Source organism: Ruegeria sp. AL2, from assembly GCF_056540845.1.
The window spans coordinates 1-18482 of the sequence record NZ_JBQFXM010000005.1; the positions used below are offsets into that span (position 1 = coordinate 1).

Here is an 18482-nt window from a genome sequence, read left to right on the forward strand (position 1 = left end):
GGTCAGCCAGTAAAGATCGCTCATGACACCGCTCCGTTTTCCGAGCCGTGAATCACGCAGCGCGTTGGAAATCAATGCATCCTGACCCTAGGCACCTCAGGCCGCGCCCCAGATTAACTTGTGTCTTCAAGCTGATAGGCGGACGCATAAAACTAAAACATATATACATATTTTGCTTTTTGAGTGTAATGTTCAGAAAACAGCTAGTGGAGGGATGGAATGGAAAAGACCCAGGACGCGAAGATTGTCGATCTGGCGATACGATTGCTCTTTCTCGGACTATTCCTTTACAGCGCTCTGGTCATGGTGGCCCCGCTTGCAAGCGTAGTTATCTGGGCAACGATCCTCTGTGTGGCGCTTTACCCGGTATTTAATTGGATGCAGTCCAAGTTAGGAGGCCGAAAGAAGCTTACAGCGACGATCTTGGTTTTGATGGGTCTTGTTCTGACCCTCGGGCCAGTCGCAACTGCGGTGTCTGGTGCCGCAGAACTTGGGTCTGAATTCGCGGAACAAGCAGACAGGGGTGAATTGAAAATCCCCCCAGCGCCCGAAGGTATCAAGGAACTACCGCTAGTCGGAGGAAAAATTGCCGATGTCTGGGGAATGTTCGAACGGAATCTGGACGGTGCGCTTGCAAAATACGGCGCCCAGATTCTTGAGATCACTAAATCCTTATTTGGAAAGGTGCTGGGGATCGGAATTGGACTTCTCGGCCTTGCATTGTCGGTATTGATAATGGGGGCTTTGTTTAGCCCAGGGCCGAATCTGGTTCAGGGCCTTCAGCACTTTGCAAACCGTGTATTTGCGCCGCGTGGCGGTGAATTCGTAACATTGGCGGGGGCAACGATCCGTAATGTAACAAAGGGTGTAATCGGCGTTGCAGCGATTCAAGCGGTGGTCGTTTGGGTATTGTTGGTGCTGTTCGGGATTGGCTCGGCCGCCACGCTGGCGTTCATCTGCCTGATCCTCTCGATCATCCAGATTGGACCCGGCTTGGTTCTTTTGCCTGTTATCATCTACGCATGGAGTTCCATGTCCGGAGGTGCAGCTTTGATCTTCACCATACTGGCGATTCCCGTAACAATTATGGACAGCTTCCTGCGGCCCGTATTTATCTCAAAAGGCCTTGATACGCCCATGCTTGTGATCCTCATCGGGGTGCTAGGAGGCATGATGGCCTATGGCTTAATCGGCATTTTCATGGGCCCCGTTTTGTTTGCTGTCTTCTATGAGTTGTTCAAAGTCTGGATCGACGCCTCACCGGGCACCGAAAACGCCGCTGAAGGAGTGGCGAAATGAGGAAAACGATCTGGTCTACATTGGCTGTCATTCTCATCTTTCTCGTCTGGTATCTGGTCGCTGACCGCAAGACACCTTTCACCGGGAACGCCAGAGTAAAGGCCGTGGCGACCCAGATCGTTCCGCAGGTCACTGGGACGGTGACCGAGGTTCTTGTTGAAAACGGTCAGGTCGTTTCGGCAGGAGACGTTCTAGTTCGGATTGATGCCAGACCTTACGAAATTGATCGCGACAAAGCCGAAGCCGATCTCGAGGCAGCCACTCAGGAAGTGGGAGCGTCGTCAGCGGAAGTAAGCGGCGCGCAAGCCAAACTGGCAAGGGCGCAGAGTGATCTCGACACCATGCGTCTGCAGACGGAGCGTGTGTTTGCGCTTGAAAAGAAAGGGTTGATTGCCGTCTCAAAGGCCGATGATGCCCGAGGGCAACTGGCACAGTCCGAGGCGAACTTTGAGAACGCAAAAGCAGATCTTGAAAAGGCGAAGCAGCGGCTTGGTGTTGACGGGATTGATAACCCGAAAATCCAGCGCGCGTTGGCGGCCTTGGCGGATGCAGAACTAAACCTTGAATGGACTGAACTGCGTGCTCCGGCGACAGGTATAATCTCGAATCTGCTGATAGCCCCCGGAACGTATGCGAGATCCGGCCAAGATCTTCTGACATTTCTGGATGCAACCGACATTTGGATCGAGGCGTACTTTACCGAGAACAACTTGGGAAGAGCTTCGGTGGGGTCTCCGGTTGATGTAGTGTTGGATATGCATCCCGGTCAAATTGTTACGGGCGTCATTGAGAGCTTCAGTGCTGCTGTGTCTTTGAGTGGCGGTGATGAACCCGGAAAATTGGCTAGCCCACCAAGCACAAAGGGATTTTTGCGTGAGCCGGAAAGGTTCCCGGTCAGGATTATCTTGCCCGGCTATGAAGCTGGTAGTGCTGAAGATGATCTTCGTTTCCAACTGAACGGGCAGGCCGATGTGATTATGTATCTTAGTGACAACTCGTTGCTGAACCTCGTGGGCCGTACCTACATCCGTGTGGTATCAATTCTGTCCTATGCGTACTGAGGACCGGCGCTCTGTCACCCGGCTTGCGCTAGGTGTTACCGGTGTATTTACATTGGGCCTGTTTCTCGGGTGGCCACTCGCCGTCGTCGGGGCGGTTTTCACTGCCCTTTTTCTTCAAGCGCCTGCCGCTTTGCCTTTGGCAGCATTTGCTAAGTTGTTTGTCTTTTCAATTGGATTGATGTTCATTTCCTTCCTGGTCTCGTCAATCTTCTCGCCATATCCTCTTGTGTTCCTCATCCTCGTGGCCATTGGAATAATCCTGTCGTTCATTTGGTCAGTTTCTGGTGCCGGAGTATTGCCGGGTGTCATCGCCCTCATGGGGGCCTTGATGATTCCAAACCTGGTTCTGCAATCTCAGAATCTGGCTTTGGTGCTCGTGTATTGGATACCGTTGAACCTGCTTTTTGCAGGCTTCATATCGACGCTGATGTTCGTGTTGATACCCGCTGAACCTCAAACGGCGGCTCAAAAGAAGGCAGCAACGTCGCCGGACTTCGACCCCCATCGCCGAATTGTCAGGATGTCGCTTGTAACAGTTCCGTTTGCTATGGCGTTCTTTATTTCCGGAGCGTCCGCATTGCTGGTTCTGTTTTTTGTCGCTCTGCTGAGCCAGCAACTTGCGGCTATGCCTGCCGCAGGCAAAACCGTTGCAAAAGCTATGCTGACGGCAAACCTTCTTGGGGCGGCAGTATCCATCATATGCTATGAAATAAACGTAATAGCTCCGGTTATTCTGACACCCGTTCTGCTATGTTTTTTCTTCTGTCTGACCCTCGGAGCACTTGGAAAATCTCAAGTCCCGCTCGCAGCTGCCGCCGGCTCTGCTATTACAACGGCTCTGATTGTGTATGGTGGGTCTGTTGCACCGTTTTCAGACGAGGCTGACGTCAAGAGCATCACTCGAGTATTACAAGTTGCTAGTGCCGCCTTCTTTGTAATTATCGCATATGTCGTTGTGGATGAATTCTGGCCGGAAAAAGAGCGCCACGCAACTCAATGAAGTTAGTTGCCAAGTGGTATGGTTCTGAATCAAGTAGAGTTCCCAGCTTGACCACTTTTATTTAATTCATCCGAGTCGAAAGACGTCTGCATTGTCCGGAGGCTGTGTGGAAACGCGCAGTATTCTGTCTGTTTCTGAGGATTTGAGTTTTGGCGCGGAGTTTTCCCTAGATTTCTCAGTTTCGGTTGCAAAATGACCTTAGTGGCTGTTTTGGCCCGTCCAAGTTGATGGGACCGGTGCGGCGGCTGGTTTTCCGGCCGTAGAAACCGCCTATGCCTTCATTGCGGCAATCAATGCGGGTGTTCCGATCAGGTTCATCACGCGGGTCGGCGCCTTTGGCCATAGGCGTTTCAGAGGCTATAGTGGTTCGAGTTTAGTTTATGGGCGGTTCGATACAGCCCGGAGGCGTCAAGTGCAGTGCCTGCGGGATCGCGCGACTGCTCTGATCACTTGGCGTCGGACGAAACCGACCACGCAAAATGAAATGATAGCTGCGGTTGAAGGCCCCGGAACAGGGGAGTCTGACCCTGATATTTCTCCGCTACGCAGACCAGGGGATGGACTGCGGCGGAGCGTTTTTCGTGGCGGTCGGGCTTAGGTCATGCCCAGCGCTTCTTTGTACATTTCGATAACGGCCTCTTGCTCGGCGATGTCATCCTTGTCCCTTTTTCTGAGGGAAATGATGCTGCGCAGGGCCTTTACGTCATAACCGCGCGACTTGCTTTCGGCGTAGACCTCTTTGATCTGGTCGGCGATGTCTTTCTTATCCATCTCAAGGCGCTCGATACGTTCCACAAACTGGCGCAGCTCGCCCGCGGTGACCTTGTAATTTGCTTCTGCTTCTTCAGACATGCTCATCTTTTTTGTTCCCGGTTATGGACCTGCAACCAGAAGTGGACAGCCTGTTGTTGGCAGTGAACGGCGGTGGCCCGATCATCTGGGGCACCTGCCTGACGCGCCTGTTCCAGAGGCTGAAACCCTGGTGTGGAATGCCGGATACAGTGCTGCCGCCCGGGTCGCAAGCACCCATTGGGCCGGCGCACTTGTATGACCCCAACCGATCCGTTAAGCGCGTGATCAGTTCACGAGGATATGCGGGGAACCATGTTTGAATTCATCACCTGGGGCGGTGCGGCCCTGTCTGTGGCCGGGCTTGCCGGTCTGGTCTGGTGCATTCTTCGCGTGATGCGGGCACGCAAGGCCGGTCTGTCGGATGACGAGCTGCGCGCGGTGGTTCAGGGGGTCCTGCCCTGGAACCTGGCCTCGCTGTTTCTGTCCGTGCTTGGATTGATGCTGGTCATCCTCGGGATATCCCTTGGATGACCATCCGGTTCACACCGGCAAGTTATCAAACTGCGCTTCAATCGCGTCTTCGCACAAGGCCGCATCCAGACGACGCAAGCGCGAAGGCACCTCCATCCCCTGCTGCCGCATTCGGTCAACAACCTTACTTACACTCGGCTGAAGCGCCAAACGCGTTTCCAGACCCGCGTTTACAAGCTTACGTTCAAGCTGCTCGGCTTCGGAATAAAGACCAGTCGGTGTCATAACCATCCTCCCAAGTGGCGCCAGTATCCCCAATATACGTAACGGGATTGCGACCCGCAGATAATATCGCAACCTTGTGCGGGAAATTGCCTGCCATGGTCGAAGTTTCGGCAATCTGACGCGGATAGGCTAAAGATTAAGCCAGGATTTCAGCGGTTGCTTTGACCGGCATCAAATGCAGGTTCGATATTGCATCACATTCCAATTCACATATATGATATGCGTGACCGAAACGGAGAAGATCATGACACCGAAAGTGAAAGCGTTTTTTGACGAGCAGACCTTCACGGTTTCCTATGTGGTTCATGAACCTCAGGGGCGGGCCTGCGCCATCATCGACAGCGTGCTGGATTTCGACCATGCCTCAGGGCGGACGTCGACAACCTCGGCGGACAAGATCATCGATTTTGTGCGCGCGCAGGACCTTAAGGTCGAGTGGATTCTGGAAAGCCATGTCCATGCCGATCACCTGTCGGCGGCCCCCTATCTGCAACAGGAGCTGGGCGGCAAGATCGGGATTGGCGATCAGATCGTCACCGTGCAGGACACGTTCGGCAAGGTTTTCAACGAAGGAACCGAGTTTCAGCGCGATGGCAGCCAGTTTGATGCGCTGTTCAAGGAAGGCGACAGTTTTCACATCGGCCAGATGCGGGGCGACGTGCTGCATACGCCGGGTCACACACCGGCTTGCATGACCTATGTGATTGGCGACGCCGCATTTGTCGGTGACACACTGTTCATGCCCGATTTTGGTACCGCACGTTGTGATTTCCCCGGAGGATCGTCGGCTACGCTGTTCCAGTCGATCCAGAAGATACTGTCGCTGCCGGACAACACCCGCATCTATGTCGGGCATGATTACAAGGCTCCGGGCCGCGACGAATACGCGTGGGAGACAACGGTAGGTGAACAAAAGGCGCTGAACGTCCATATCGGACAGGGGCGCAGCATCGAAGAATTCGTGGAGATGCGCGACGCGCGGGACGCCACGCTGGCCATGCCGCGGCTGATCCTGCCGTCTTTGCAGGTCAACATGCGGGCCGGTCAGATGCCTCCGGCGGATGAACAGGGCGATGTTTTCCTGAAACTGCCGGTCAACAAGCTGTGACGCGGGAACAACAAATCACAAAGGGAATTCCCACATGAATATAGAGTGGATCTGGGGGCTGTGCGGCGGTCTGGTGATCGGTCTGGCCGGGGCGGTTTACCTGCTGGGCAATGGCAGGATCATGGGCGCAAGCGGCATTCTGGGCGGCCTTGTCGATGGCAGCGCCAAGGGGAGCATGGCCGAAAAGCTGGCCTTTATTGCGGGGCTTGTCGGAATGCCCCTTCTTCTGCGCCCGTTGATCCTGCCCGAGGCTCAGACGCATCTTACCAGCAATCTGGGTGTTGTCATTCTGGCCGGGCTGCTGGTCGGTATCGGTACACGGATCGCCAATGGCTGTACCTCGGGGCACGGGGTGTGCGGGATCTCTCGGTTCTCGCTGCGCGGCATCGTGGCCACCGTTTTCTATATCCTTGCCGGGGGCGTGACCCTTGTGCTGCTGCGTCATGTGATGGGAGTGATCTGATGCGTCTTATCATTGCGTTGATCGCCGGATCACTGTTCGGTGCCGGGTTGCTGATTTCGGGCATGACGGACACCACAAAAGTTCAGGGCTGGCTGGATGTGTTTGGCAACTGGGATCCGACGCTGGCCTTTGTGATGGCCGGTGCCATTCTGCCGATGCTTGTGGCATGGCGGATGACTACAGGTCGCCAAAACGCCCTGACCGGCGGAGCCTTTCCACCCCCTGCCAAGCCCGAGGTTGATCGCAGGCTGATCGTGGGTTCGGTTCTGTTCGGGATGGGCTGGGGATTGGCCGGGCTGTGCCCCGGACCGGCAATGGCCTCGCTGAGCTATGGCGGGCTGGGCGGGCTGGTCTTTCTGGTTGCAATGGCGGCTGGGATGTTCGTGGCACCACCGCTGGGCGCGCAGCTGGACAGGGCGGCAAACGCGGCCTAAGGAATTGGCATGGAGATTCGTCAGATTACCCCCCGCTATGCTGTCTCGCCGCAGATCACGGTCGAGGATGTTCCGGCCATCGCCGAGGCTGGCTTTGCCAAGGTGATCTGCAACCGGCCCAATGCCGAAGTTCCCCCGGCCATGCAATCCGATGCGATCGGCGAAGCGGTGCGGGCCGCCGGTATGGAATATGAGGTGCTGGAGCTGACCCACCAGACGATGACACCTGAGAACGTGAAGCGGCAGCGCGACATGGCGGAAAACGGCAGAGGTCCTGTTCTGGCCTATTGTGCCTCGGGCACGCGGTGTTCGGTTGTCTGGGCGCTGGGCCAGTGCGACCACATGAGCACGGACGACATCCTGAGTGCGACCGGCAAAGCCGGGTATCAGTTGGACAATCTGCGCCCCATGCTGGAACAGATGCGCGACAATGGCGGCTAGGTGCCCCTTAACCTAGCTGGCGGACTCCGGGGGCGCCAGCCCCGCCAGCTGCGTGATTTCCGCGACCATCCGTTCTGAATCGTTCACGATCAGATCGCTATCTGTGAGATCTGACACCCCGGCCGGGACGGTCTGGGCGTGCGCATCATGCACAGCCGGTTCAACCGGGTGATCTTGCGGTGGTGTTCCACTTTTGCTGGCGATGAAGTCCTGCGCGTCAGAACCAGTCAGGGCTGGCAATGCAGCGGTTTCATTCAACCGCACGGCCCGGAGACCACCGCATTGCCCAAGGCGACCGATACCGGCGCGTGTCCGGTCGATCGTCAGAACCTCGGTCCTGTCCAGACGCGCCCCGCGCAACGGCAGAATGTCCCCGATCCGCATTCCGGACAGGTCGGACAGGGACAGAGACATGCGGCACAGCGCGGCGGTCAGTTCCGCCCGCATCACGCCCGAACACTGATCCATGCGCAGATCAGCCTTTTCCCCGGTATCTTCTGCCACATCCGAGACGGCAGGATGTTCTGGCAGAAAAACCGAGATGCGACCCTGCTGCTCTCCGTTCGCCAGATCGACGGTCAGTTCGAAAATGCGATACACCTCTTCCGTCATCGCCAGCGACAGGGTGCGCAAATCCTTGGCGCGAAAAGAATATTCCAGCCCCGCAAGGCAAATCTGATCCGATGAGGCGTCGAACAACGCGGCGGAACCGGTCAACGCGGCTTCGATCAAGGGAGCCACGATGGCGGCGTCCGTATCCGTGAACGTGCGTGCGCCGGGGTCACCGGGCAGAACCTGACCAATGGTCTGGGCCTGAACAATGGCCGAGACCACATTCGGGTTCAGACAGGCCGCGGCGCGGCCTTCAGGGCCGTCAAACACCAGCAGCAGCCAATCCTGCCCCGCCGCGTCCCCCGGCACGTCCTGCGACTGGCTGGATTGTTTTGCCCCGATAACCGCAAGCGGCAGGTTCAGCCGGTCGCCCGCAGCCCGCGCGAACCCAAGGCGCAGCGCCCGCAGAACCGAACGCGGGCGATCCCCCAGATCCTTTTGCCCGACGGACAGTTTGCGCGCCAACGCGGCATTGACATCTTGTGACATGACGCCCGATCACCAATTGTTCCAGCACCTGGCAACCGGTTTACACCCGCGGGCGTTACCAAGTTCTTTATGGCCGCGTCACTGCGCCGCCTGCTGATAGGCCTGTGGCAGGCTAATCCGGAAGGCCGCGCCGCCCTGCCCCGGCAGATAGGTGATCTCTCCCCCCAGCCGCTGCATGATTTCGCGGCAGATGGCCAGACCAAGCCCCGCTCCGCCAGCTTTGTCGCCGCCCACGCGGGCAAATTTTTCAAACACCATCGAGCGCGCACCCGGTGGGATGCCGCTGCCATTGTCGATGAAGTCGACGATGACCCGGCCGCCGACATCATGGGCGGAAATGACCAGCACCGGATCGTCCGCGTCGCAATATTTCTGCGCGTTCGAGATCAGGTTGATGAACACCTGCCCCAACCGATCCAGATCCGTATGCAGAAAGATACGTTCGGCCGTGCGGGTCCGGCGGACGGTGATCTTTCGGTCCGCCCCGGCCAGAGCGCTTGGCACGGCGCGGTCCAGAACCGAGCGCAGGCTGTCATCACTGAGATTGAGGCTGACCTGCCCGTTTTCCAGCACGCTCAGATCCAGCAGATCATCGAGCAGCCGGGTCAGGCGCAGGGCTTCGTCATGAATGATCGCGGCATAGCGGGTCTGCTCCTGGCGGCTGAGGCCATCGGTGTCGCGCATGATTTCCGAAAACGCCCTGATCGAGGTCATCGGTGTGCGCAATTCATGACTGACCTGGCTCAGGAAGCTGTCCTTCTGTTCAGAAATCTGGGTGAGCTTGGCGTTGGCCTCGCGCAGCTGGCGTGCGGTTCGGCTGAGTTCAGAGGACTTTTCTTCGAGCTGGCCGGAATATTCCAGCAATTGCGCGGATTCGTCGGCCACGGCCAGCAGATCCTCGACCGAGACCGACGATCCGCCCACGATCTGGCCGATCATCGCATGGGCCATGGCCGCGCCGACCGAGCCACTGAGCTCGCGTTCCAGACGGTTGAGAAAGCCCGGCGTCGGCTCTGGCAGGTGCGAACGGCCACCCTGTTTTTGCGCCTCGGCCTGAAAGAACTCCTGTGTGGGGCCGGTGCCCAGAATGCGCTGCGTCATGATCATCAGGTCTTCGCTTTGCGCCACTGACCCGGACCAACCGCGCGGCGCGACCGAGTGATCGAAGACGTTGACGAACTGCGCCCCTTGCAACCGTTCCAACGGGCTGGGAAAGCTGAGCAGGGACGCGACGCAGAAGGCAAGCGTATTCAGGGACAAGGACCACATCACCGTATGCACCATCGGATCGATCCCCTCGATCCCGAACAGGGCATGAGGGCGCAGCCAGCCGAGACCGAACAAGCCGTTTTGCAGCACGGTTTCGGGCATCCACGCCCCGCCCATTCCCGGCAGCAGCAGGGTGTAAATCCACAGCACAAAGCCGACGGTCAGCCCGATCAGCGCCCCGGTCCGGGTCGCCCTGCGCCAGAACAGCCCCCCAACCAACGCTGGCAGAATCTGCGAGATACCGGCAAAGGCGATCAACCCGATCGAGGCCAGCGCCGCACCGCCACCGGACAGCCGGTAGTAGAAAAAGCCCAGCGCAATGATGGCGGCAATGGAAACTCGGCGTGCCATAAGAACAATGTTGCGCACATCGCCCGATACCGAGCCGGTGCCTTCCTGCGTGTTCAGCCAGATGGGCATGACCACATGGTTCGACACCATTGTCGACAGGGCCATCGCACTGACGATGACCATCGAGGTTGCCGAGGAAAACCCGCCGATGAAGGACAGCATTGCCAGCCAGTCATTGCCTTGGGACAGCGGCACGGTCAGCACGAACAGGTCTGGGTTGGCACCCTGGGGCAGCAGGTCGAGACCGACTACGGCGATGGGCACGACAAACAGGCTCATGAACAGCAGGTAGAGCGGGAAAGCCCAGGCAGCGGTTCTGAGATGGCCTTCGTCATCGTTTTCCACCACCATCACCTGAAACATCCGGGGCAGGCAGATAAAGGCGGCGGCGGACAGAAAGATGAACGTCGCCCAACGTCCGGCATCGACGTTCCACTGGCCGATTTCCGAGGCGTCGATCCGGTCCATCATCGGGCCAATGCCGCCCGCGATCCCCCACACCACGAAAACGCCCACGGCGATCAGCGCAAACAGTTTGACAACGGCTTCGACCGCGATGGCCGTGACCACGCCATGGTGACGTTCGTTCACGTCCAGATTGCGGGTGCCGAACAGGATGGCAAACACGGCCAGACCAGCCGCGACCCAAAACACGCTGGACCCTTCGCGGTAGAGGCCTGACGGGTCAGCCTCGGCAAAGATCGAGAAGGACAGGGTAATCGACTGCAGTTGCAGTGCGATATAGGGCGTGCCGCCTAGCACCGCCAGAATGGTCACGCAGACCGCCAGCGTGTTCGACTTGCCATACCGGGACGACAGCAGGTCGGCGATCGAGGTGACCCGCTGGCTGCGCCCGACGCGCACCAGCTTGCGCAGCCCCCACCACCAGCCGACCATCACCAGCGTCGGACCGAGGTAGATGGTGACAAACTCCAGCCCCGACCGCGCGGCGTTGCCCACCGCGCCATAAAACGTCCAGGCAGTGCAATAGATCGACAGGGACAAAGTGTAGATCACGGGCGAACGCAACCATTTGCCACGCCCGGCCGCAGCCATGCGATCCGCGGCGAAGGCCACCGCGAACAGGAACACGACATAGCCAAGGCAAACCAGAATCAGAATATTTATGGTGGCCATCACTCAGCGCCCGTGTCCGATCCTTCACGCGCGGCCATGCGGCGGGCGGCCAGCCCAAAGACAAACCCGGCCAGGATCAGCGCGCCCCAGCAGAGGAATATGTAATACATCGCCGAGGACAAGGGCACCGCCGCATCCCCGCCAGACCGATCCGGCCACAATAACGGAAGGGCCAGTAGAGCCGCGCCCAGAAAGGGCAAAATCCGGGCGGCATCCGTCAACCTGTGACGACGATAGCTTTGACGTTCCAGAAAAAGCGAAGGGCGTGCGCCCGGTGGTTTGGTCTTGTTGCCCTCGCCGGACATCAAATGCGCGTCGCCTGCGCGTGAAGGTCACGCACGGCCGTCAGAACTTCGGCATTGGAAAACGGTTTGGTCATGAAGCGGCTGACGCCTGCGTTTTCGGCCATTTCCCGGTCGCGCGACTGACCCCGTGCGGTCAGCATCAGAACCGGCAAGCCTGCCAGTTCCTCCATTTTTCTGAGTTCCCGAAGGATATCCATACCGTTCTTGCCCGGCAGCATGACATCCAGAATGACCAGATCGGGCTGCGCCCCCTGGATCACCTGAACCGCATCCGTTCCATCGCCATGCGTTTCGACCTGCCATCCCTCGCGCGACAGCAGGAACCGGATAGCCTCGGCGATGTTCGGTTCGTCCTCAATCAGCAGAACCTTTCGGCTCATATGTTCAATTCCTCCCATAACCGGCCTTCCATCCCGGGACCGGTTCCCGCCAGATTAAGCGGTCTGTCATGAACGTGTCAAAAACCTTCGCTCAAAATCGACGGCTCGCGCCGGGCTTTGCAATCGCGGTTTGGGCAGACACGGCAATTCGGCCCCACCTGAGTGACCGGCACCGTGTCTGACGGGTCCCTGACAGGGCGCACCACCATGACCGAGCGATAGGCCGGGTCCTGATCGTATCCCGACACTGCATGCGGCCAGGCATAGGCAACGCAGTCGAACAGGGCCGAGGACCTGCCGGTCAGGACGACCTGCTTGCGCACCGGCACCAGCGGACGGCTGAGGGCTGTGAACAGCGGCCAAAGTGGGCAGACATCGCCATGCCGGGGCAAGGTAAACCCCTGAATCGGTTTGAGAAACAGGATACTTCCGGACGCGTCGCACAGCACCATGCCAACCGGTTGTGACAGGATGCCATCCGGCAGAAAAGCCAGCCGCCTGAGGACGGTGGCAAAATCAACCGAGAACCGCTGCGCCAGTTCGATGGGGTTCGGATCACCCTGTTGAACAACCGCTTTGACGGCCTCCAGCGGCAGGGCCTGCGCGTCTGCGCGATAGATTCTGAGAACTTCGCGCGCGACGGTGCGCGCCGCCGAGGTATTGAGCCCGCTCAGGTCAACCGCGTCCACATCGCCACCGTCTTCCAGTTCGGAAATCGTGTAGCCGCGGGTTTCAAAGAAGGCTTCGACCTCTTCCAGGGGAACGGCACGTGGATCAACTGCCGAGTCGCTTTCGTCGAGGAAGGTCACCAGCGCCTTGGAACTGCCTGCCAGCCGTTCGGCATCCTGATGCAGGTTCTTGTGGAAACGCTCGCGCCATTCGGCCTCGATATCTTGCGTATCCGCAAGGATCGCGGCGGTCGAGCGTATGGCTGCGGCGGTTGACAGAACCTCGTGCATCGACGCGGCCAGTTGCGGGTCGTGCGTAAGGCGGTCGGACAGGGTTTCGACGTTCCGCTCCAAAGACACGACACGGCGATGCATCTGCGCCAGAACACCGGCCCAGCCGGGAAAACGACCGGCAAACTCCTCAAGCCCGTCAACCTCGGCCTGTTGCCCGACCGCTTCTTCGGCCGCTTCACGCAGGGCGGAAACCAGAGTTGCCTCGATCCCTTGTGTCAGGACCGAAGGTTCAACGCCCAGCGCCGCCGCGATATCGACCAGCAACTTGCCCCCGATCCTGCGGCGATTATGTTCGATCAGGTTCAGATAAGACGCCGATACGCCGGCCTGCCGCGCCAGTTCCGCCTGCCGCAGTCCGGCAATCTGGCGTCTTTCGCGAATGCGGCTGCCTGTCAACGTGTCGCGCATGTCTACTTTCCCTGAATTCAGATCCGGCGGAATTCACATTCGTTTTCAGATTATAGCATCTGTTTCCGGAGGTTAACCATTTCTTTTCAACTGGAATTTACAACTTTCACAACTTGGCGCAGACCAAGCCTTCGGTTTCGGGCGTCAATCTGGCGCAAGACATCGCATCCCCCCTTCATTTCCGCGCGCTTTCCCGGCACCATACACACATGAGCGACCCCGCCTTTGAATATGCGCCGATCGGGCTTGTTGAGCTGGAAAACCGGATCATCCGGCGCTGCAACCTGCAATTTGCCCGCACCTTTGGCGGAGAAGAAAACGACTATCGCAACATGCCGCTGTTGCACCTTTACCCTTCGGTCGCTGATTGGGAGAGGATCGGTGAGCGCAGCCTGCAGGTGATGCGCGGCACCGGGTACTACACGGATGAGCGTGTCATGCGCCGCCGCAGCGGGGACCTGTTCTGGTGCCGCGCCCGGGGTCGGTCGCTGACGCCCGACGACCCGTTCCGCCACGGCATCTGGAGCTTTTCCGACATATCCGAGGAACGACCGCTGGTTGAACTGACCATCCGTGAACGCGAAGTGGCCATCCTGTCCTGCCGTGGCCTGTCGGCCAAGGAGATCGGAGCAGAGCTGGGACTGAGTTACCGCACAATCGAAGCTTACCGCGCCCGTTTGCTTGAAAAATTCGGCGCACGAAAGCTGTCTGAACTGGTCGCCAAATTATCGGGGATGCCCCTGTGACCTGTCCGACCCTTTAAATTACGCGTGAAACGCATGCCAGATGGTGCGAGTCGGCGCTTTTCATGCACCGCCGCTTAGCCTATAACCCTGCGTAATTTGATCAGAGCCCGCAAGAAACAGACGGGCCAAAGGGGAACCGTCGAGGATACTCATGACAGACACCAAACACGAAGCGGATGTGGCATTCATCAAGGCTCTGGCCGAGTTGCTGCGCGAAAACGATCTGACCGAGTTGCAGGTCAAACGCGAATATGGCGAAGAAGACAGCCTGAACGTGCGCGTCAGCCGTATGACACAGACCGTGGCCGCTCCGGTTCAGATGGCTGTTCCTGCAGCAGCGCCCGCCTCCGTTGCGGCACCGGCTGCGGCCCCCGCGGCGGCCCCTGCTGCCGCCGAAGATCCGGCCAGCCATCCGGGCGCTGTCACCTCGCCTATGGTGGGCACGGTCTATATGCAGCCGGAACCCGGAGCGCCCGCTTTCATTTCCGTCGGCGCGACAGTGTCCGAAGGCGACACGCTGCTGATCGTCGAAGCGATGAAGACCATGAACCACATCCACGCCCCCAAATCAGGCACCATCAAGCGCGTGCTGGTGGGCGATGGCGACGCTGTTGAGTTCGGCACCCCTCTGGTTATCATCGAGTAAGGCGGGCCCATGTTCGACAAGATCCTGATAGCCAACCGAGGCGAGATCGCCCTGCGCGTCATCCGCGCCGCACGCGAGATGGGGATAAAGACGGTTGCCGTCCACTCAACCGCCGACAGCGACGCGATGCATGTGCGCATGGCGGACGAATCGGTGTGCATCGGCCCCCCGCCCAGCCCGCAAAGCTATCTGTCGGTGCCCGCCATCATCTCGGCCTGTGAGATTACCGGCGCGCAGGCGATCCATCCCGGCTATGGCTTTTTGTCCGAAAACGCCGAGTTCGTGCAGATCGTCGAAGATCATGGCATCACGTTCATCGGCCCCACCGCGGAACATATCCGCGTCATGGGCGACAAGATCACCGCCAAGGACACGATGAAGGCGCTGGGTGTGCCTTGTGTTCCCGGCTCGGACGGTGGCGTTCCCGCGCTGGCCGACGCCAAACGCATCGGTGAGGAATTCGGCTATCCCGTCATCATCAAAGCCACCGCTGGCGGCGGTGGGCGCGGCATGAAAGTCGCGATGAACGCGGACGAGATGGAAAGCGCCTTTATGACCGCACGCGCCGAAGGCAAGGCCGCCTTTGGCAATGACGAGGTCTATATCGAGAAATACCTGACCACGCCGCGCCATATCGAGATTCAGGTCTTTGGCGACGGCAAGGGCAATGCGGTGCATCTGGGCGAGCGCGATTGTTCGTTGCAGCGCCGTCACCAGAAGGTCTTTGAAGAGGCCCCCGGCCCCTGCATCACCGCCGAAGAGCGTGCCCGGATCGGCAAGATCTGCGCCGACGCGGTGGCCAAGATCAACTATATCGGCGCGGGCACCATCGAGTTCCTGTATGAAAAGGGCGAGTTCTATTTCATCGAGATGAACACCCGCCTGCAGGTGGAACACCCGGTGACCGAGGGCATCTTTGACGTCGATCTGGTGCGCGAACAAATTCTTGTTGCCGCAGGTGAGCCGATGTCATTCGGTCAGGACGATCTGAAGATCAACGGTCACGCCATCGAGGTCCGGATCAACGCAGAGAAGCTGCCGAAGTTTTCACCCTGCCCGGGCAAGATCACGGCCTATCACGCGCCGGGCGGTCTGGGCGTGCGGATGGATTCGGCGCTGTATGACGGCTATTCGATCCCGCCTTATTACGACTCGCTGATTGCCAAGCTGATCGTGCACGGCCGCGACCGCAACGAAGCGCTGGCGCGCCTGAAGCGGGCTTTGGGGGAGCTGATCGTAGACGGCATCGACACCACCGTGCCCCTGTTCCACGCCCTGTTGCAGGAGCCCGATCTGCACAGCGGCGCATACAACATCCACTGGCTGGAGCGCTGGCTTGCGGAGAACATGGAAAAATAAGGTCCAGGTACCAGAGGGCCCGCGCCCTCTGGTCGCCCTATCACCGGCATGAGCCTGACCCCCGAACTGCTGTTGCACGGGTATTCCATCGGTATTTTCCCGATGGCCGAACACCGCGACGATCCTGAACTGTTCTGGGTTGACCCCAAGTTTCGCGGGATATTTCCGCTGGACGGGTTCCACATCTCGCGCAGTCTGGCCCGCCGCATCCGGAACTGCGGGTTCGGGATTTCAATCAACCGGGATTTTTCCGGCGTCGTCGACGGGTGCGCTGACCGGTCCGACACCTGGATCAACGCGGAACTGCACGCCCTTTATCGCCAGCTGCATCAATCAGGCTATGCGCATTCACTGGAAGTCTGGGACGGAGCGGCGCTGGTGGGCGGCGTATATGGCGTGACGCTGGGGGCCGCGTTTTTTGGCGAAAGCATGTTTTCGCGTCGCACGGATGCCTCGAAAATCGCGCTCGCCTATCTTGTGGACCGGCTGCGGCAAACCGGCTTTCACCTGTTTGACACGCAGTTCCTGACCGCGCATCTGGCGTCCCTTGGGGCGATCGAAATCCTGCGTGGTGCTTACAAGAAAGAACTGGAAGAAGCCCTGAACCAGAGCGCCGACTTTGCCGCGCCGATCACTCAGTCCGCAGAAGGTGTGATACAGCGGATGACCCAAACGTCATACCGCGCGTGATCCAGCGCATTCAGCGCTGGAGAGGTCGCGATCATCCAGCCATCAAACAGCTGATCCGCTTTGCCCGTTTCCCAAATGGTCAGATAGGCGAAGGCATCGCCTGTCGGGTTATCCACCGGATACCGGCAATCCCCCAGCGCCACATCCAGCCCGAACACAGCTTCGGTCTGACCTGTCTGCAATTCGATATCAACCGTCTGGCCACTGACTTTGTCGAGCCCGCGCAGCATGGCGCCGGGGCCAGAGTTGACTTTCTGCTGCGCGGCGGCGCCGGTTCCAGCCAGCAACAGGGCAATCAGGGCGGCGCGCATCATTCGCCGCCATCTCCGGCTACGAACTTGACCAGCAGCGAGATTAGGCTGACCGCACCCTGGGTATCCTGAATCTCGTCTCCGGGTTCAAAAAAGAAGGGCGAACCGCCGGGCATGACTTCGACAAAGTTTCCACCCAACAGCCCTTCGGACGAGATCACGATGGCGCTGTCATCGGGTACAAGAACGCCTTCGGCAACAGAGAAAGTCGTGTCGGCACGATAGGTGTCCGGGTTCAGCTTGACCCCGGTAACGGTGCCGATTTTCACGCCGGCAAGACGGACATCCGTGCCGACGCCAACCCCTTCCAGCGACCGGAACGAGGCGCCCAGCTCATAGCCCGCAGCACCTTGCGACAGGCCGGTCGATTGGCTGGCATAAACACCAAAAGCAAGGGCACCGGCCAATACGACGCCTCCGACAACAACTTCGGTCCAGTTATGGGTCGACATCTTCGCCTCGTTTATTCCGGGCTCCAGGCCTCGTAATCCCTGCGCTCAACCGGCTGGGCCCGCCGCAGCGACCCGGCAGGCGCATAGGCCAGCGCCGTACCTGTCAGGTTCTCCTGATGCGGTTTTTCCCAGGCTTTGTGCGGCAGCGGTTTGTCGGTCGGGGGTTCGTCCCAGGTGCGGTGCAACCAGCCGTGCCATTCCGGGTCAACCCGGCTGGCTTCGGCCTCGCCATTGAAAATCACCCAGCGCCTGCTGTCGTCGGCGGTGCGATAAAACACATTGCCTTCATTGTCTTCGCCCACTTTCACACCCTTGCGCGCCGTATAGAGCTGCGTGTTCAGTGTTGACCCGTTCCACCAGGTCACGGCTCGTAAAAGACTGTTCAGGATTCCCATCGGCTGCCTCCGGCATTTCGGTCGAGAGAAGGTATGGACCAAAGGCTCGCCAAGGTCCAGTGCCCCTTGGGCTTCCAGCGTCACTGCGGCAGGAAGGCGGTCACTTCGATCTCGATCCGGTACTTCGGATCAATCAAACCGCATTCGATCATCGTCGCAGCCGGTGGGTTGGCACCAAACGTCTCGGCCAGAACCGGCCAGCACGGCGCGAATTCATTGCGGTCCGGCAACATGTAGGTGACCCGAACCACATCTTCAAAACCCGCACCCGCCTCAGCCAACGCCTTGCCGATGATGTCCAGCGCAGACCGGCATTGCGCCACCACGTCCTCGCCCTGCCCGACGGTCCCGGCGACATGAACCCAGCCACCCGCAACCACCGCGCGGCAATAGCCGACTTTCGCCTCAAACTCACCGCCCGAAGAAATGCGTTTCACAGTCATAACCTGTCACCTTTGTCGTTCGAAAACTTGCTAAGTTCCCGCCGCCTGACCGCGCATGCCTGCGCGTGCGAGCGACGGATCCCCCAGCTTCATCTGGCTATAAATATCCCGGGGGAGATGCCCGAAGGGCAGCGGGGGCAGAGCCCCCTGAACCTGTTCAACTGAAGTCCCAC

The 18482-nt window shown here is 59.1% G+C and carries 23 protein-coding genes; 12 read left to right on the forward strand and 11 right to left on the reverse strand.

The annotated features are described in order from the left end of the window. The first annotated feature begins 219 nt into the window (after nucleotides 1-219). Genes ACR0ID_RS08710 through ACR0ID_RS08720 form a run of 3 tightly spaced genes read left to right on the forward strand, consistent with a single transcriptional unit; the run spans nucleotide 220 to nucleotide 3360 of the window. Nucleotides 220-1299, forward strand: coding sequence for an AI-2E family transporter (locus ACR0ID_RS08710; RefSeq protein WP_480518980.1), 1080 nt, complete (start codon nucleotides 220-222; stop codon nucleotides 1297-1299). Beyond that, on the forward strand, nucleotides 1296-2360 hold the full coding sequence (locus ACR0ID_RS08715) for an HlyD family secretion protein (RefSeq protein WP_480518978.1): 1065 nt from the start codon (nucleotides 1296-1298) through the stop codon (nucleotides 2358-2360). Before ACR0ID_RS08710 ends, ACR0ID_RS08715 begins: the two co-directional genes overlap by 4 nt. Continuing rightward, nucleotides 2350-3360, forward strand: a complete 1011-nt coding sequence (locus ACR0ID_RS08720; RefSeq protein ID WP_480604890.1) for a DUF2955 domain-containing protein — start codon at nucleotides 2350-2352, stop codon at nucleotides 3358-3360. Before ACR0ID_RS08715 ends, ACR0ID_RS08720 begins: the two co-directional genes overlap by 11 nt. A gap of 594 nt (nucleotides 3361-3954) precedes the next feature. Here the strand turns inward: ACR0ID_RS08720 and ACR0ID_RS08725 are convergent. Then, the gene (locus tag ACR0ID_RS08725) at nucleotides 3955-4218 is read right to left on the reverse strand and encodes a DUF2312 domain-containing protein (protein WP_480604892.1); all 264 of its coding nucleotides are present in this window, start codon (nucleotides 4216-4218) and stop codon (nucleotides 3955-3957) included. 246 nt (nucleotides 4219-4464) lie between these two features. Here ACR0ID_RS08725 and ACR0ID_RS08730 point away from each other — a divergent pair, with 246 nt between their 5' ends. Beyond that, nucleotides 4465-4683, forward strand: a complete 219-nt coding sequence (locus ACR0ID_RS08730) for a hypothetical protein (protein ID WP_209505778.1) — start codon at nucleotides 4465-4467, stop codon at nucleotides 4681-4683. A 9-nt stretch (nucleotides 4684-4692) separates the two neighbouring features. On the opposite strand, the gene ACR0ID_RS08735 is transcribed toward ACR0ID_RS08730, so the two are convergent. Continuing rightward, a complete protein-coding gene (locus ACR0ID_RS08735; protein ID WP_480473611.1) occupies nucleotides 4693-4908 on the reverse strand; it encodes a hypothetical protein in 216 nt (71 codons plus the stop codon). Between the two features lie 244 nt (nucleotides 4909-5152). On the opposite strand from ACR0ID_RS08735, the gene ACR0ID_RS08740 reads away from it, so the two are divergent. Genes ACR0ID_RS08740 through ACR0ID_RS08755 form a run of 4 tightly spaced genes read left to right on the forward strand, consistent with a single transcriptional unit; the run spans nucleotide 5153 to nucleotide 7354 of the window. Beyond that, nucleotides 5153-6016, forward strand: a complete 864-nt coding sequence (locus ACR0ID_RS08740; protein ID WP_480473612.1) for an MBL fold metallo-hydrolase — start codon at nucleotides 5153-5155, stop codon at nucleotides 6014-6016. 34 nt (nucleotides 6017-6050) lie between these two features. Next, nucleotides 6051-6479: a YeeE/YedE family protein gene (locus tag ACR0ID_RS08745; RefSeq protein ID WP_480495067.1), complete on the forward strand. Its 429-nt coding sequence runs from the start codon at nucleotides 6051-6053 to the stop codon at nucleotides 6477-6479. After that, entirely contained in the window at nucleotides 6479-6913 is a 435-nt protein-coding gene (locus ACR0ID_RS08750; RefSeq protein ID WP_480518974.1) for a DUF6691 family protein, read from the forward strand. The genes ACR0ID_RS08745 and ACR0ID_RS08750 overlap by 1 nt, the downstream gene beginning before the upstream one ends. A gap of 9 nt (nucleotides 6914-6922) precedes the next feature. Beyond that, nucleotides 6923-7354 (forward strand): protein tyrosine phosphatase family protein, encoded by a 432-nt coding sequence (locus ACR0ID_RS08755; protein ID WP_480604895.1) that lies wholly within the window; start codon nucleotides 6923-6925, stop codon nucleotides 7352-7354. Nucleotides 7355-7366: 12 nt separating this feature from the next. Here ACR0ID_RS08755 and ACR0ID_RS08760 read toward each other — a convergent pair whose 3' ends face one another. The 5 genes from ACR0ID_RS08760 to ACR0ID_RS08780 form a co-directional block, all read right to left on the reverse strand. Further along, nucleotides 7367-8455 (reverse strand): FliM/FliN family flagellar motor switch protein, encoded by a 1089-nt coding sequence (locus tag ACR0ID_RS08760; protein ID WP_480518970.1) that lies wholly within the window; start codon nucleotides 8453-8455, stop codon nucleotides 7367-7369. A gap of 78 nt (nucleotides 8456-8533) precedes the next feature. Further along, nucleotides 8534-11212 (reverse strand): ATP-binding protein, encoded by a 2679-nt coding sequence (locus tag ACR0ID_RS08765; RefSeq protein WP_480604898.1) that lies wholly within the window; start codon nucleotides 11210-11212, stop codon nucleotides 8534-8536. Next, nucleotides 11212-11517, reverse strand: a complete 306-nt coding sequence (locus ACR0ID_RS08770; RefSeq protein ID WP_480518966.1) for a hypothetical protein — start codon at nucleotides 11515-11517, stop codon at nucleotides 11212-11214. Before ACR0ID_RS08770 ends, ACR0ID_RS08765 begins: the two co-directional genes overlap by 1 nt. Further along, nucleotides 11517-11897 (reverse strand): response regulator transcription factor, encoded by a 381-nt coding sequence (locus tag ACR0ID_RS08775; protein WP_480473617.1) that lies wholly within the window; start codon nucleotides 11895-11897, stop codon nucleotides 11517-11519. The genes ACR0ID_RS08770 and ACR0ID_RS08775 overlap by 1 nt, the downstream gene beginning before the upstream one ends. A gap of 77 nt (nucleotides 11898-11974) precedes the next feature. After that, nucleotides 11975-13267: a helix-turn-helix domain-containing protein gene (locus tag ACR0ID_RS08780; protein WP_480604900.1), complete on the reverse strand. Its 1293-nt coding sequence runs from the start codon at nucleotides 13265-13267 to the stop codon at nucleotides 11975-11977. 209 nt (nucleotides 13268-13476) lie between these two features. Here ACR0ID_RS08780 and ACR0ID_RS08785 point away from each other — a divergent pair, with 209 nt between their 5' ends. The 4 genes from ACR0ID_RS08785 (at nucleotide 13477) to aat (ending at nucleotide 16708) form a co-directional block, all read left to right on the forward strand. Next, nucleotides 13477-14013, forward strand: coding sequence for a LuxR C-terminal-related transcriptional regulator (locus ACR0ID_RS08785; RefSeq protein ID WP_209505755.1), 537 nt, complete (start codon nucleotides 13477-13479; stop codon nucleotides 14011-14013). 151 nt (nucleotides 14014-14164) lie between these two features. Next, nucleotides 14165-14659 carry an acetyl-CoA carboxylase biotin carboxyl carrier protein gene (gene accB / locus ACR0ID_RS08790; RefSeq protein WP_480604902.1) on the forward strand — a complete coding sequence of 165 codons (495 nt, stop codon included), beginning with the start codon at nucleotides 14165-14167 and terminating at the stop codon, nucleotides 14657-14659. Nucleotides 14660-14668: 9 nt separating this feature from the next. Beyond that, the gene (gene accC, locus ACR0ID_RS08795; RefSeq protein WP_480604904.1) at nucleotides 14669-16018 is read left to right on the forward strand and encodes an acetyl-CoA carboxylase biotin carboxylase subunit; all 1350 of its coding nucleotides are present in this window, start codon (nucleotides 14669-14671) and stop codon (nucleotides 16016-16018) included. 48 nt (nucleotides 16019-16066) lie between these two features. After that, nucleotides 16067-16708, forward strand: a complete 642-nt coding sequence (gene aat / locus ACR0ID_RS08800) for a leucyl/phenylalanyl-tRNA--protein transferase (protein WP_480604906.1) — start codon at nucleotides 16067-16069, stop codon at nucleotides 16706-16708. Here aat and ACR0ID_RS08805 read toward each other — a convergent pair. The 4 genes from ACR0ID_RS08805 to ACR0ID_RS08820 all read right to left on the reverse strand — a co-directional run bounded on the left by ACR0ID_RS08805 (nucleotide 16654) and on the right by ACR0ID_RS08820 (nucleotide 18309). After that, nucleotides 16654-17022 (reverse strand): DUF2155 domain-containing protein, encoded by a 369-nt coding sequence (locus ACR0ID_RS08805; protein WP_480488407.1) that lies wholly within the window; start codon nucleotides 17020-17022, stop codon nucleotides 16654-16656. The two genes, aat and ACR0ID_RS08805, sit on opposite strands and share 55 nt — an antisense overlap. Beyond that, nucleotides 17019-17471 (reverse strand): outer membrane lipid asymmetry maintenance protein MlaD, encoded by a 453-nt coding sequence (mlaD, locus tag ACR0ID_RS08810; RefSeq protein WP_480507449.1) that lies wholly within the window; start codon nucleotides 17469-17471, stop codon nucleotides 17019-17021. The genes ACR0ID_RS08805 and mlaD overlap by 4 nt, the downstream gene beginning before the upstream one ends. A gap of 11 nt (nucleotides 17472-17482) precedes the next feature. Beyond that, nucleotides 17483-17866 (reverse strand): NADH:ubiquinone oxidoreductase subunit NDUFA12, encoded by a 384-nt coding sequence (locus ACR0ID_RS08815; protein WP_209505745.1) that lies wholly within the window; start codon nucleotides 17864-17866, stop codon nucleotides 17483-17485. A gap of 80 nt (nucleotides 17867-17946) precedes the next feature. Then, the gene (locus ACR0ID_RS08820; protein ID WP_480604908.1) at nucleotides 17947-18309 is read right to left on the reverse strand and encodes a RidA family protein; all 363 of its coding nucleotides are present in this window, start codon (nucleotides 18307-18309) and stop codon (nucleotides 17947-17949) included. Between the last annotated feature and the right edge of the window lie 173 nt (nucleotides 18310-18482).

What these genes read in the sequence shown, in the direction of transcription:
- mlaD (WP_480507449.1), bottom strand. Translation starts at nt 17,471, where the DNA reads ATGTCGACCCATAACTGGACCGAAGTTGTTGTCGGAGGCGTCGTATTG.
- ACR0ID_RS08750 (WP_480518974.1), top strand. Translation starts at nt 6,479, where the DNA reads ATGCGTCTTATCATTGCGTTGATCGCCGGATCACTGTTCGGTGCCGGG.
- ACR0ID_RS08760 (WP_480518970.1), bottom strand. Translation starts at nt 8,455, where the DNA reads ATGTCACAAGATGTCAATGCCGCGTTGGCGCGCAAACTGTCCGTCGGG.
- accC (WP_480604904.1), top strand. Translation starts at nt 14,669, where the DNA reads ATGTTCGACAAGATCCTGATAGCCAACCGAGGCGAGATCGCCCTGCGC.
- ACR0ID_RS08755 (WP_480604895.1), top strand. Translation starts at nt 6,923, where the DNA reads ATGGAGATTCGTCAGATTACCCCCCGCTATGCTGTCTCGCCGCAGATC.
- ACR0ID_RS08745 (WP_480495067.1), top strand. Translation starts at nt 6,051, where the DNA reads ATGAATATAGAGTGGATCTGGGGGCTGTGCGGCGGTCTGGTGATCGGT.
- ACR0ID_RS08740 (WP_480473612.1), top strand. Translation starts at nt 5,153, where the DNA reads ATGACACCGAAAGTGAAAGCGTTTTTTGACGAGCAGACCTTCACGGTT.
- aat (WP_480604906.1), top strand. Translation starts at nt 16,067, where the DNA reads ATGAGCCTGACCCCCGAACTGCTGTTGCACGGGTATTCCATCGGTATT.
- ACR0ID_RS08725 (WP_480604892.1), bottom strand. Translation starts at nt 4,218, where the DNA reads ATGAGCATGTCTGAAGAAGCAGAAGCAAATTACAAGGTCACCGCGGGC.
- ACR0ID_RS08785 (WP_209505755.1), top strand. Translation starts at nt 13,477, where the DNA reads ATGAGCGACCCCGCCTTTGAATATGCGCCGATCGGGCTTGTTGAGCTG.
- ACR0ID_RS08765 (WP_480604898.1), bottom strand. Translation starts at nt 11,212, where the DNA reads ATGGCCACCATAAATATTCTGATTCTGGTTTGCCTTGGCTATGTCGTG.
- ACR0ID_RS08715 (WP_480518978.1), top strand. Translation starts at nt 1,296, where the DNA reads ATGAGGAAAACGATCTGGTCTACATTGGCTGTCATTCTCATCTTTCTC.
- ACR0ID_RS08815 (WP_209505745.1), bottom strand. Translation starts at nt 17,866, where the DNA reads ATGGGAATCCTGAACAGTCTTTTACGAGCCGTGACCTGGTGGAACGGG.
- ACR0ID_RS08805 (WP_480488407.1), bottom strand. Translation starts at nt 17,022, where the DNA reads ATGATGCGCGCCGCCCTGATTGCCCTGTTGCTGGCTGGAACCGGCGCC.
- ACR0ID_RS08770 (WP_480518966.1), bottom strand. Translation starts at nt 11,517, where the DNA reads ATGTCCGGCGAGGGCAACAAGACCAAACCACCGGGCGCACGCCCTTCG.
- ACR0ID_RS08730 (WP_209505778.1), top strand. Translation starts at nt 4,465, where the DNA reads ATGTTTGAATTCATCACCTGGGGCGGTGCGGCCCTGTCTGTGGCCGGG.
- accB (WP_480604902.1), top strand. Translation starts at nt 14,165, where the DNA reads ATGACAGACACCAAACACGAAGCGGATGTGGCATTCATCAAGGCTCTG.
- ACR0ID_RS08735 (WP_480473611.1), bottom strand. Translation starts at nt 4,908, where the DNA reads ATGACACCGACTGGTCTTTATTCCGAAGCCGAGCAGCTTGAACGTAAG.
- ACR0ID_RS08720 (WP_480604890.1), top strand. Translation starts at nt 2,350, where the DNA reads ATGCGTACTGAGGACCGGCGCTCTGTCACCCGGCTTGCGCTAGGTGTT.
- ACR0ID_RS08710 (WP_480518980.1), top strand. Translation starts at nt 220, where the DNA reads ATGGAAAAGACCCAGGACGCGAAGATTGTCGATCTGGCGATACGATTG.
- ACR0ID_RS08780 (WP_480604900.1), bottom strand. Translation starts at nt 13,267, where the DNA reads ATGCGCGACACGTTGACAGGCAGCCGCATTCGCGAAAGACGCCAGATT.
- ACR0ID_RS08820 (WP_480604908.1), bottom strand. Translation starts at nt 18,309, where the DNA reads ATGACTGTGAAACGCATTTCTTCGGGCGGTGAGTTTGAGGCGAAAGTC.
- ACR0ID_RS08775 (WP_480473617.1), bottom strand. Translation starts at nt 11,897, where the DNA reads ATGAGCCGAAAGGTTCTGCTGATTGAGGACGAACCGAACATCGCCGAG.